Origin of the sequence: Flavobacterium pectinovorum (assembly GCF_900142715.1) — a bacterium.
In the GTDB taxonomy this organism is placed as follows: domain Bacteria; phylum Bacteroidota; class Bacteroidia; order Flavobacteriales; family Flavobacteriaceae; genus Flavobacterium; species Flavobacterium pectinovorum.
The window spans coordinates 436,182-449,650 of record NZ_FRBX01000003.1 but is presented as its reverse complement, the minus strand read 5'-3'; the positions used below and the strand labels follow the sequence as shown (position 1 = coordinate 449,650).

Sequence of the window (13,469 nt, the reverse complement as noted above, 5' to 3'; positions counted from 1 at the left end):
AGTGGCTTTTTTTTGGGAGTGAATGTTTTCTTTTTAGCCAATAAGCGGTAAAATGCAAGTAAAATCCCCGTCTTTTTTGTAGGCCTGAAAATGAGTTTTAGAGTAATAAGAATAAATACTTTCTAGGTATTTGTGACCAAATTTAGACTCTTGTCCAAAGCTAGGTTTCTCGTTTAGATTATTGGTAATAACAACCTCATTTTCTCTAATTTCGATGTTGATTTTAAGAGGGGTTTCATCAGAAGCAATATTGTGTTTTATGGCGTTTTCAATAGCAATCTGAAAAGCCAGATACGGAACTTTCTTCAACAAAACATTTTCATCATCAATAGTATTAATGGTAAAAACGAATTCTTCCTTAAAACGGGTTTGCTGTAAAAAGATATATTTTTCGATAAAAAGTAATTCTTCCTGCAGCGTAACGATATTCTGCACCGGCGGATTAATAAGATATCGGTAAATTTTCGAAAGATTCAAAGTAAACTTACGTGCTACGCCCGTATCACTGTCAATAAGCATATACAGCGAATTGAGCGAATTGAATAAAAAATGCGGATTAATCTGCTCTTTCAGCTGTTGTAACTGAATGAGGGCTTTCTCTTTATTTATCTTTTCATTTTCGAGAAGAAGCCTGTTTTTTTCTTTTGATAAAACAGCTTTTTCCTTAAAAGTCTTTTTATTAAAAATAGTAAACAGATAGAAAAACAAAATCAATATCGAAGTCGTAATGACATATATTAACGAAGCGTATTTTTTGACAGCCTCAACATCTTCACTTCCAATTTCTTTGGGAGAGCTCACGCTAATATACCAGTTTGTGTTTTTTACATTCAGTCGTTTTGTATATCGTACAATATCTAATTTCAGATATTCAGAAAGCGCAATTTTTTTACCATAAAACTCGTCATTGATAAACGTAGTATCTTGCGGAGTCATATTGGTAATCTTAAAAACATTTTGATTCAGAAGTTTTACTTCCGGATGATAAAGAATTGTTCCTTTTTTATCAAAAACAAAAGCGTAATTGGGTAAATTCTTATTGATGTTCTTAAAATAAGATTGCAGTGATTTAAGATCAACATCAAAACCGTATCGAACAATGGTTCCGTTTTCTGAAATAGATTTAAAATAAATACGCCAAAAAATGTTTTCATTATCCTTAACAATACTACTCGATTGATTTTTAGAATTATTTTTTAGAATAAAATCTTTTATAATAGCATCAAGATTTGAATTGCTTTTAGAAGTAGTAAATTCAATTTTGCTATCATTGATCTGAAACCAGTTGTTTTTAATCAAACTGTCATTGGCATGAATCGTACTTAAAACCTTTAAATGATCGGCAAGATTTTGTGTATTACTAATTTTGATAATATGATCCAGCTCTTTTTGTGTGTCCAGAAAACGTGAAAATTCCTGTTGTACAACTTCTTCTCTTTTAAGAAAGTTGCGATGTGTACTTTCTGTATTCGATTTTTCGGTTATCTGCGTAATCAAATTACTTAATACATAAAGAGAAAGCAATGTAAGGGCAATAAAAATAATTCCTAAAATGAAAAAGTTTCGGCCTGAAAAGATATTTTTTAAAGTGAATTTCAAAGATGTTTTTTAAATAAAGGAATATTAATTGTGGATTTTTTTTGCCGGGCAAATATAGTATTTCTTTTAAATCGATTTTGAATTAAACCCTTGATATTGGTGATTTTACTTTGTTTTTACTGCTCTTGTAAAGGTTTACTGATTTAATCAATACTTAAGAAAGTAAAAAAAAATTACGCTTCATAAAAAAAATAATAAATAAAAGAATGTTCATTCATTTATTATTTTACCTTTGTCAAAAATAGTTGTCATGAGAATAAGAGATATTGATAAAGAAAATTTGGTTATTGAAAATGCAATCGACCAAATTGTACGAGATGGATTTCAGGGTTTTAGTATGAATAAATTAGCAAAAGCCTGTTCTATTTCTGTAGCCACTTTATATATCTATTACAAAGACAAAGATGATTTAATTCAAAAAATAGGCGGAAAAATGGCATTAAAGTTCTTTTCGGGAACGGTTAAAGATTTTTCGCCGGATATGTCCTTTGAAGAAGGTTTGTGGAAACAATGGGAAAACCGCGCCAACTTTACGATGAAATATCCAAAAGAAGTTGCATTTTTTGAAATAATCAAACATTCGCCTCACGCAGAAACTATTTTAGATTCAATTAAAGAGTTTTCAGATTTCAGGGCTATTATGAAACAGTTTATCGACAACGGACTGAAAAATAAAGAGCTAATTCCGATGACATTTGAAGCTTTTTGGAGCATCGCTTATGGGCCATTATATACTTTACTGAATTTTCACACCGAAGGTAAAAGTATGGGAGGAAAACCATTTGTGTTGACCAAAGAAATAATGAGAGAAGCTTTTCAGGCGACTATTAAAGCATTAAAACCATGAAAAATTATGGAAACAGATTTACACAAAATACACATTTTTAAAACAAACATTGATAAAATATATCCGGATTGTGCCATCAATACAACATTGGGCAATCACAAGGATATTCAGCAATGGAGTGTCGATTGTGAAGATGTCGATCGTGTACTTCGCGTTGTTTCAGAAACGCTGCAGCCAGAAGTAATTATCGGCATCATCAATGAACTTGGCCACGAGTGCCAGGAATTACCTTAATCAAAATATCACCAATCTTATATGGAAAAAAATACAACAGAAAGCTTTGCTTTTACTTCACATCAAAAAATAATTATTGCCATACTGGCACTTTTACAATTTACCGTTATACTCGATTTTATGGTAATTTCTCCTTTGGGAGATATCCTGATGAAAACATTGGATATGACAACTGCAAACTTTGGTTTTGCTGTTTCTGCTTACGCCTTTAGTGCCGGAATTTCAGGATTGCTTGCCGCAGGTTTTGCTGATAAGTTTGACAGAAAAAAACTCTTGATTTTCTTTTATACAGGTTTTATTATCGGAACAGTTTTTTGTGCCCTTTCTACAAGTTATTTAATGTTGCTGATGGCAAGAATCGTTACCGGACTTTTTGGTGGCGTTATTGGTTCGGTTTCATTGGCAATTGTAACCGATTTATTTGTTATTCAGCAGAGAGGACGTGTCATGGGTTTTATTCAAATGGCATTTGCAACCAGTCAGATTTTGGGTATTCCGGTAGGATTATATTTTGCAAATAACTGGGGCTGGCATTCGGCATTTATTATGATTGCCGTTTTGGGAGTGCTTATTTTAATTGCCATAATTACACAAATGCAGCCCATAACCAAACACTTAGAACTGCAGTCAGAAAAAAATCCTTTTTTGCATCTTTGGCACACATTAAGCAACAAACATTATCAGGTAGGATTTACAGCAATCGCCTTTCTTTCTGTTGGAGGTTTTATGCTGCAGCCATTTGGCACCGCCTATTTGGTAAACAACATTCATATCAGTCATCTTCAATTGCCAATGGTATTTTTCTTCACCGGACTTTCGGTACTTTTTATAATGCCTTTGATTGGAAAATTGAGTGATAAAGTAAGTAAGTTTAAATTGTTTGCGGCAGGATCTGTGATTTCTGTTATAATGATTTTAATTTACACTAATCTTGATCCAATTCCGTTATGGGAAATTGTCGTAATCAATATGATTCTTTTTATGGGAATTATGAGCCGTATGATTCCCGCAACAACCCTTAATACAGCAATTCCCGAAATGAAAGATCGCGGTGCTTATATGTCTATTACTTCATCTTTGCAACAAATTGCTGGTGGAATTGCAGCCGTTTGTGCCGGGTTTATTGTTCATCAGGAAACAAAAACTTCGCCATTAGAAAACTATGACATATTGGGTTATGTAATTGCAGTCGTTACATTAATGACAGTATTTTTAATGTGGAGAGTAAACCAATTGGCAAAATCAAAAGATAAAGCTTTGGAAACACCGGTTATTATAGAATAAAACTTCAAAATACTTAAAATAAAAAGCCTTGTAAACTTATGTTTGCAGGGCTTTTTTTATACTTAATTTATAAATGTAATATCGAAAAGAAATAAGTCGTATTGTTTTGTTTTACAGTCTTTTAAATCGTCTTTTTGTTTTTGTTCGAATGTAAATTTGCATACTTAAATCTGGGTGCATGTTTGAGCTGAAATCAGGATAAATAAAAGTTCAGTTTACTTAGATTTTTATTAAATTTTAAAAACACATTTTTATGAAAATATTCAATTTAATTTTATTTTTTGCGGTAAGTTTTTTTGGAAATATAAAGGAAAATAATAACTCATTTACAGCTGCCGAATTAGAAAGATTTAATGAACAAGTAACAGAAGTAAAAGCAATAATCAATACTAAATCAAATTATAATACTAAGATTGCTTTTTTTGTTGATATGAAAATCAAATCCGGAAAAAACAGATTTTTTGTTTACGATCTTGTAAATGAAAAAATTATAGATCAGGGAGTTGTGGCCCATGGTTCTGGTTCTGAAACCAAAATAAAAGGTGAGCTAAAATTTAGCAATGAACCCAACTCCAATTCCACATCATTAGGGAGATATTCTATTGGAAAATCATATAACGGAATGTTTGGGAAATCATATCGATTATCCGGTATGGACGAAACCAACAGCAATGCTTCAAAAAGAGCCATTGTTTTACACCCTTATTCTGCAGTTCCTGAAGAGGAACAGGATTACTACATATTCAAACAGTCATAGCTGTCAAAATGGTAAACGAAAACTTCTTTAAAAGACTCGAAAAAATCATTGACAATTCAAAATCAAACATCATTTTGAACGTTTATTACTAATAAATCGTAATGGTCAAAATAGCCTTATAAAAAAAATAATTATTTGCTAAATGCCTATATTTACTAATGATTATTCTAATTTAGTCGAATAAAAAAACGATTTATTCAAAAAAATAATTACAAAATCGTTTTAGTAATTGTTTTTGCATATATTTGTGATATCGTTAATAAGCTTACAAAACCACAATCTGCTGAATGAAAAAGATTACTATTAAGGATATTGCTACAGAAGCCGAAGTATCCATATCTACGGTATCTTTTGTCATTAATGGTAAGGGAGAGAAAATGGGAATTAGTGGTGCTGTTATTAAAAAAGTACAAGATGTAGCAGAAAGGCTTAACTATAGACCAAGCATGATAGCGACGAGCCTTAGAACCGGAAAAACGCGATCTATTGGTTTAATTGTTGAAGATATTTCCAATCAGTTCTTTGCTGATTTGGCCAGAGTAATTGAAGACGAGGCTAAAAATATCGATTACAGAGTTTTTTATTGCAGTACAGGCGATGATGATGAACGTTCACAAGAATTAATACATAGTCTTTTGCAGGCTAACGTAGATGGTTTTATTATAACTCCCACAAAAAATCTGGAAGAAAGTGTTGAGCTTCTTATAAAATTGAAAAAACCGGTAGTTTTAATAGACAGGTATTTTCCAGGACAAAGAGTAAGCCATGTTGCAATGGATAATTACGAAGCATCAAATTCAGCTACCAAATTCCTGATTAATAAAGGCTGTAAGAATATTGCAGTTGTTAATAATACGTCTGAAATGATTCAGATGTCATTGAGGGAAGATGGTTGCAGAGACGCGTTGAAGGAAGCGGGAATTTATAAAGATTCACTTGTTCTTCACATGAAATATCACAGCAATGAACAAAACAGAATTGCAGCTGTAGTAGAATTTTTTCAGAAGAATAAAGAAATCGATGCCGTTATATTTCTAACGAATTATATGGGACTTACAGGTTTACAAGCTTTTAAAGATATGGGAATCAGAATTCCGCAGGATATTTCGGTTGTTAGTTTTGACGATCATGACAGTTTTAAATTACATACGCCAACCATTACAGTGATTGAACAGCCAATAAAAGAAATTGCTGTTAAATCTATACAATTGTTAATGAGTCAGATGACTGATATGGAGGTTTATAAAGTAGAAAAGAGCCTTAAAAAAGGAAAATTAATTATAAGAGAATCGGTGTAAAAACCAGCTTGAAATAGGAAAAAATAAAAGCAAATTGATTTTGTTTTTTTTTAACCGTTTTTACTAAATCGTTTTAGTAAAATTTTAGTTGAGTAAAATAAATAATTCACTATACAGTTATATCTAGTTTGCTACATCGATTGCGTAAAATATAAAAAGTCTATGTTGCTATAATCCAATAGTATTCAATGCGTGGAGACCACTGAATACCATATACAATTGAGTTCAAATTTTTATTAATTATTAAAACAAGCAGATTAAACAAAACAAAATCAAAACAAAATTAAACCAAAAAATGCTTATGAAACGAATATTGGCAATGTTAGCGATGGTGTTGTTGAGCAGCTTAGGAGCTGTAGCACAAAACCGCTTAATAACAGGCATAGTAGCAGATGGAGACAACAAGGGAGTTGTTGCTGCATCAATCGAAGTTCAGGGAAAACCTTTTAGCGCAATTACAGACGCTGAAGGTCGATTTAGAATGAACGTTCCGGAAGGTAAAGTTACTTTAAATGTATCTTCTATGGGTTTTGTATCAAAATCAGTAGTACTTCAGGAAAATGAAACCAGAATTTCAGTTGTATTGGTAGAAAATACACAGGAATTAAAAGATGTTGTTGTAACTTCATTTGGGGTTAAAAAACAGCGAAAAAGTTTAGGATACGCAGTTGGAGAACTAAAAGGAGACGACCTGACAAAAAATAAAGAAATCAATTTAGGAAATGCACTTCAGGGAAAAATTGCCGGAGTTAATGTTTCTGCGCCGGTTACAGGACCATCTGGTTCCAGCCGTGTTGTTATTCGTGGAGCAACTTCTGCTTCAGGACTTAACCAGCCCTTATATGTTGTAGATGGTATCCCGATAGACAATAGTCAGCAAGGAAATGCCGGTATGTATGGAGGAGCCGATAAAGGAGATGGGATGTCCTCTTTCAATCCGGATGATATCGCTTCGATGTCTGTATTAAAAGGTAGTGCAGCTTCTGCACTTTACGGGTACAGAGGATCAAACGGTGTTATTTTGATTACAACTAAAAAAGGAAAAAGCGGAACTGGAATTGGAGTAGATTTTAGTACAAATTCTACCTTCAATACACCAGCAACTCTTTTACATTGGCAGGATCAATACGGAGCTGGAGCGCCTGTAAATGGTGTTGCAACAAGATTTACAAGTTTACAGGAACTTAGGGATTCTTACTATTTTGCCTGGGGTGATAAATACGACGGAACCCCTTCTATTGGTATCGATGGAACGACAAGACCATATCAGGCATACGGACAAGACAACGTTAAAAATTTCTACAGAACCGGATATTCTTTCAGTAATACTTTAGCAATTTCCGGAGGAAACGAAACGACTAATTTCAGGTTATCTTTTGGAAATACTAAAGACGAATCTATTTTGCCAGGAACGAACTTTGGAAGAAATAACGTGACTTTGAGCTTGAATTCAGCGCCAAACAAAAAGGTAAGCATAGAGACAAATGCACAGTATATTTCTGAGAAAAGTCATAACAGACCTTATTTGAATGACTCTCCAAGAAACCCGTCTTTTCCGGTTACTTTTATGACTCCGGGAACAGACATTAGATGGATCAACAATGCTTATGATGAAAATGGAGGAGAGGCAGACTATTTTGCATCAAATGTATATCAGACAAATCCATATTTTGCTACGCAGGAAGACCTGAACAACGATCTTAGAAAACGTTTTATAGGTTCTGCAAAAGTAAATTATAATATTACCGATAAAATTTACGCAAAAGCTGTAGTGGGTATCGATGATATTAATTATGAATTTACAGAGATCGAACCAACCGGAATTAACTATGCACCGGGAGGAGCTTATGAAAACACAGTTCAAAACCGTTCTGAGTTTAATGCTTCAGGTTATTTAGGATACAAAGGCGATATCGTTAAAAATCTTTCTTTAGATGCTTTTATCGGAGCAAACCGTCAGGATAACAGAATGAGTGGTATTAAAATGAGAGGAAATAACTTCATAGTTCCGTTCAAGTATTTTTATGCAAACACTCAACCTGTAAAAACAGAAAAATTATTTTCTGAAAGCCAGGTAAATTCACTTTTTTATTCAGCAGATTTAGGGTATAAAGATTTCTTGTATGTGAGTTTAACGGGCCGTGAAGATTGGTTTTCAACTTTAGATCCGGCAAATAACAGTACTTTTTACCCATCTGTGAGTACGAGTTTTATTTATTCTGAAGTAATTAAATTACCGGAATGGATGTCTTATGGTAAAATTAGAGCAGGTTGGGGTAATGTTGGTGGAGCTTTGCCGGATGCTTATGCTTTATCACTAACTTATACTGCGCCAGACGGACAAACAGATTCGCAAGGACAGACAATTTTAGGTATTAATGGAGAAACAGTTCCAAACAAATATTTAAAACCTTATAATGTAAGTACAATCGAATTTGGTTTCGAAAATACATTTTTCAACAACAGATTAAGTACAGATTTGACTTTTTACCAAAAAAGAACAACGAATGATATTGCCGATGCTGATATTTCTAAAGCTTCCGGTTACAGAACTACAAAAATCAATGTGGGAGAAATCCTGAATCAGGGTGTTGAATTTGCCGTAAATGTAAAAGCAGTAAAAACACCTAATTTTAGCTGGAGTGTTGGTTACAATTTTGCTTACAACGAAAGTGAAGTTGTTAATCTTTCCGATAAAATTCCAACAAAACTTTTAGATGATAACAGAGATGCAAGAGCTTCAGTAGTATTAGAGAAAGGACAGCCTTTTGGTGTAATCAAAGCTTATGATTATTTGAGAGATGCAAACGGAAATATTGTACTTGACCCAAGCGGTAAATTCCTTAGAGGAAACTTAATCATTGCAGGACAAGGTGTTGCGCCAACTTCAATGGGACTTTCAAATGATTTCTCTTATAAAAATTTCACACTTTCTGTTTTCGTAGATGCGAAATTTGGAGGAGAAATTTATTCTGCAACAAACCAATTAGGAATGCGTTACGGATTATCTGAAGCTTCGCTTCCTGGCCGTGAAGGCGGAGTTGCAGTTTCAGGAACTGATACTAACGGAAATCCTGTAAACACAACCGTTTCTGCATACGATTACTGGAGAAGTTATAGCGATGTAACATCAAATTTTGTTTACGATGCTGATTTTGTAAAACTAAGAGCAATCTCTTTTAGCTACAATTTTCCAAAAGAGTATATCAAAAAAACACCTTTCCAATCGATTAGTTTAGCATTCTCTGCCCATAATTTATGGACAATTTATGACAAAGTGCCTAATATCGATCCAGAGTCAAACTATAATAATAGTAATGCTCAGGGACTTGAAAGAGCTTCTATGCCTTTGACAAGAAATTATGGTTTAACACTTAATGTCAAATTCTAATAATAAAAAGATGAAAAATAAAGCTATAAAAATATTTTGTATCGCAATTGTTAGTGCCATGACATTAGCATCATGCGATAAAGGATTTGAAGAAATGAATACGAATCCAAATGCCTTAACAGATCCTGCAATAAAATCGATGTTTACACTTGCTGAGATTTATGTTGACGGTCAGGATTTTTCTAATACACGAGGAAATAACATTTATGCAGCACAAATCGTACAGCAATTTTCTTCACCAGGAGGAGCAGGTTCAAAATACACCTATTCTTCTGAATATTCAGCGGCTCTTTTTGGAGAATCTTACGGAAAAGGATTGAACCAGATTTATCAGTTAATGTCGGTTTTACCAAACACTGATGAAAATTCAAACACAATTCAGGCTTTAAGAATTATGAAAGTTTTAATGTTTCAAAAACTAACAGATACTTATGGAGAAGTTCCTTATTTTGAAGCAGGAAAAGGATACAATGGAAATATTTTTACCCCAAAATATGACACTCAGGAAGCTATTTACAATGACCTTTTAAAAGAATTAGACGAAGCCGGAACAGCGTTGGATGCTAACAAAGGTTTTGTTGGTGCAGCAGATTTGTATTACCAAAGCGATGTTGCAAGATGGAAAAAATTGGCCAATTCCGTAATGCTAAGAGTAGCGATGCGTTTATCTAAAGTAAATCCGGCTAAAGCTAAAGAATATGTAGAAAAAGCAGTTGCAAAAGGTATTTTTACTTCAAATGATGACAGCCTTGTTTTAAAACATGATGCAGGTCCACAAGGAGTTAGAACAAATCCTATCACTTCTGCATGGGTTACAAATGATTTGAACGGCGGAGAAGCAAATATAAAATTCAGTAAAACATTTATCGATTTATTGAAAAACACAAACGATCCGCGTTTAAGAATCTATGCTAAATTAGAAGCAACGGGAGATAACAACCCTGCAAACCAACAAGGTCTTGCCAATGATGCTAAAGACTTTCCGGGAGGAGACAAAAAAGTTTTCTCAGACCCAAATACTTCAACAGTATTACGTTTAGATGCACCAACATTAATTATGTCATATGCCGAAGTTCAATACATATTGGCAGAAGCAGCAGTAAAAGGCTGGAACGTTGGCGGAAGTGCACAGCAATACTATGAAAACGGAGTTAAAGCAGCGATGGAAATACTAACCATTTTTGGAGACAAAGTTCCAGCCGTTACAAGTGCAGAATACAACACTTACATCACCACTTATCCGTTTAAAACTGCAGGAACTGATGCTGAAAAAATCGAACAGATTATCACTCAAAAATGGATTGTATTGTTGTTTAATGGTTTTGAAGCTTTTTCAGAATACAGAAGAACAGGATATCCGGTTTTAGTTCCGGTAAATGATCCTACGGGAGAAACAAATGGAACAATTCCGAGAAGATTAATCTACGATCAGTCAGAGCTTTTAACAAATGCAGATAATTATCAACAAGCAATAAGCCGTCAGGGATTAGACAGAATGACAACCAGAATCTGGTGGGATAAGCAATAGTTTAAATTTAGTCAGTTAGTTGAGTTTTTGACTTAAGCCGGGTAGGATTACCTGTACCGCGCCCGGCTTATTTTTTTTGAAGGTTCAGAGGGACAAATGTTCAGAGGTTCAAAGAGACAAAGCTTTGCGAACTTATATCAACTTTTATGTTCAAAGCTTCAAAAAAACTTTGCGTCCCGAGGCTTCGGGATTGCGTAAAACCTTTGCGAACTCTGCGGTTAAATTTTTATGTTCAAAAGGAAGAAAAAATTACACTTTGCAGTAAATTTATATTCAAAGATTATCAGAAAAAATCCGCCTAAATCCGTGTCATCCGCGTTCCATTACTTGCAGCAAAAAAATAAAAAATGAAATTTATAAAAAACTTTTATTGGTTAATATGTCTTTATATTGCGAATCTCTCATTTGTAGTCAATGCTCAAAATATTGATATAAAAGAAGATTGGCAATATCGGGAAATAAAAACTGATAAATGGTTTCCAGCCACAGTGCCGGGAGAAATTCACACTGATTTACTGAATAATAAAGCAATTCCGGATCCATTTTACAGAGACAATGAAAAAAAAGTACAATGGATAGAAAAGAAAGATTGGGAATATAAAACTACTTTTAAAGTTACCGCATCAACATTAAAAAAGAAAAATACAGAACTGGTTTTTGACGGTTTAGATACCTACGCAACAGTTTATCTAAACAACCAATTGATTTTAACAGCCAATAACATGTTCCGTCAATGGCGTGTAGATGTAAAGAAGATTTTAAAATCAGGAAATAATGATTTGGTTGTCGTTTTCAAATCGGCGCAAAATGTAGTCGATTCACTGGCAAAAAAAGATTTGCCCTTTATAATTCCGGACAATCCACGAGCTTATGTTCGCAAAGCACAATACCATTTTGGATGGGATTGGGGACCAAAATTCACCACATGTGGAATATGGAAAACACCGCGTTTAGAAGCTTACGATGAAAAATCTTCGGAGAAACCATACGTTCTAAATCGCAAAATAGAATTAATACAACAGCCGGACAGTCTTGGTAAATCATTTTATTTTAAAATTGATGGAAAACCAGTTTATATGAAAGGCGCCAATTATATCCCGTCTGATGCTTTTCTTTCGAGAATGAACAAAAAAGAATATGAAAAAGTAATTGCTCTTGCAAAAGATGCCAATATGAATATGCTTCGTATTTGGGGCGGCGGTATTTACGAAGACGATTATTTTTATGATTTATGTGATAAATACGGAATCAATGTCTGGCAGGATTTTATGTTTGCCGGAACAATGGTGCCCGGTGACAAAGCTTTTTTTGATAATGTAAAAGAAGAAGTTCAGTATCAGGTAAAACGCCTGAGACACCATCCAAGTATCGTTTTATGGTGCGGTAACAACGAAAGCGATGAAGCTTTTAAAAGTTGGGGCTGGCAAAAAAGCATGAAAATGTCCAAACAAGATTCAACCCGTTTGTGGCATGATTACGTAAGATTGTTTCACGACAGTATTCCGAAATGGGTAAAAGAAGTCGACGGAAAAAGACCTTACATTAGTTCTTCACCTTTATTTCATTGGTCAAAAGAAAAGAGTACTACCCAGGGCGACAGTCATTATTGGGGAACGTGGTGGGGTTTACAGGATATTGAAATCACAGAGAAAAAAACAGGACGTTTTGTGAGCGAATATGGAATGGAAGCAATGCCCAATTATTCTTCAATAGAAAAATTTACCTTGCCGGAAGACCGATATTTATATTCAGATATTCTGGAAGCGCATCAAAAAGCCGGAAAAGGATTTATGAAATTAGAGTCTTACCTGAATCGCTATTTCATCAGTTCAGAAAAAATAAAAAAGATGTCTGTTGAAGATTATACCTATCTCACACAATGTCTGCAATATTTTGCCTTAAAAAATATCATCGGAATCCATCGTTCAAAAGCACCCTACAATATGGGAACTTTAGTCTGGCAACTTAACGATTGCTGGCCTGTAGCAAGCTGGAGCGTAACCGATTATTACGATCGACAGCCCAAAGCGGCGTGGTACGCGATGAAAGAAGCCTATCGGGATGACAAAACCCCTGAAATTGAGTTAACACGCCCAATCGATTTAAAACTCGAAGATCCAAAAATAATATGGGTAGTAAAAGGAAATAAAGTAACTTTAAAAGCTGTGAAACCAGCAAAATACGTATATGTTTCCATAAATGGATATACCGGAAAATGGAGCGATAATTACATAGATTTGAAAGAAGGAGAAGAAAAAACAATTTCTTTTGAAGGGAAAATTAAAGAGCCAGTTATTAAAGTTTTTTCTTTATATGAGGTTTTGAAGAAATATTAATTAAGGTTCTATCCCGAAGCTTCGGGACTGAGATACTAAGGTACTAAGGTTTTAGGTTCAAAGTGGCAAAGGTTCAGAGGTTCAAAGGCAAAAACTTTGCGAACCTTGCGGTTAAACCTATGTTCAAAGAATTAAAAAAAATCCGTTAGAATCCGCCAAAATCCGTGTCATCCGTGGCCCAACACACAAGTAAAA

The 13,469-nt window shown here is 34.1% G+C and carries 9 protein-coding genes; 8 read left to right on the top strand and 1 reads right to left on the bottom strand.

Going from position 1 to position 13,469, the window contains the following annotated elements; all coding sequences use genetic code 11:
• Positions 1 to 33: 33 nt before the first annotated feature.
• Positions 34 to 1,599, bottom strand: coding sequence for a histidine kinase (locus BUE22_RS12540; protein WP_084540254.1), 1,566 nt, complete (start codon positions 1,597 to 1,599; stop codon positions 34 to 36).
• A 250-nt stretch (positions 1,600 to 1,849) separates the two neighbouring features.
• Between BUE22_RS12540 and BUE22_RS12535 the strand changes: the two genes are divergently transcribed.
• The 8 genes from BUE22_RS12535 to BUE22_RS12495 all read left to right on the top strand — a co-directional run bounded on the left by BUE22_RS12535 (position 1,850) and on the right by BUE22_RS12495 (position 13,274).
• On the top strand, positions 1,850 to 2,446 hold the full coding sequence (locus BUE22_RS12535; RefSeq protein ID WP_073395315.1) for a TetR/AcrR family transcriptional regulator: 597 nt from the start codon (positions 1,850 to 1,852) through the stop codon (positions 2,444 to 2,446).
• A 6-nt stretch (positions 2,447 to 2,452) separates the two neighbouring features.
• Complete coding sequence (locus BUE22_RS12530; protein WP_073395314.1) at positions 2,453 to 2,680, top strand: hypothetical protein; 228 nt, start codon at positions 2,453 to 2,455, stop codon at positions 2,678 to 2,680.
• A 21-nt stretch (positions 2,681 to 2,701) separates the two neighbouring features.
• Entirely contained in the window at positions 2,702 to 3,964 is a 1,263-nt protein-coding gene (locus BUE22_RS12525) for an MFS transporter (RefSeq protein ID WP_073395313.1), read from the top strand.
• A 253-nt stretch (positions 3,965 to 4,217) separates the two neighbouring features.
• Positions 4,218 to 4,721, top strand: a complete 504-nt coding sequence (locus tag BUE22_RS12520; protein WP_243396817.1) for a murein L,D-transpeptidase catalytic domain-containing protein — start codon at positions 4,218 to 4,220, stop codon at positions 4,719 to 4,721.
• 287 nt (positions 4,722 to 5,008) lie between these two features.
• Positions 5,009 to 6,019 (top strand): LacI family DNA-binding transcriptional regulator, encoded by a 1,011-nt coding sequence (locus BUE22_RS12515; protein ID WP_073395312.1) that lies wholly within the window; start codon positions 5,009 to 5,011, stop codon positions 6,017 to 6,019.
• Between the two features lie 301 nt (positions 6,020 to 6,320).
• Positions 6,321 to 9,410, top strand: a complete 3,090-nt coding sequence (locus BUE22_RS12510; protein WP_073395508.1) for a SusC/RagA family TonB-linked outer membrane protein — start codon at positions 6,321 to 6,323, stop codon at positions 9,408 to 9,410.
• A gap of 10 nt (positions 9,411 to 9,420) precedes the next feature.
• Positions 9,421 to 10,938, top strand: coding sequence for a SusD/RagB family nutrient-binding outer membrane lipoprotein (locus BUE22_RS12505; RefSeq protein WP_073395509.1), 1,518 nt, complete (start codon positions 9,421 to 9,423; stop codon positions 10,936 to 10,938).
• A gap of 347 nt (positions 10,939 to 11,285) precedes the next feature.
• Positions 11,286 to 13,274 carry a beta-mannosidase gene (locus BUE22_RS12495; protein ID WP_084540253.1) on the top strand — a complete coding sequence of 663 codons (1,989 nt, stop codon included), beginning with the start codon at positions 11,286 to 11,288 and terminating at the stop codon, positions 13,272 to 13,274.
• Positions 13,275 to 13,469: the final 195 nt, after the last annotated feature.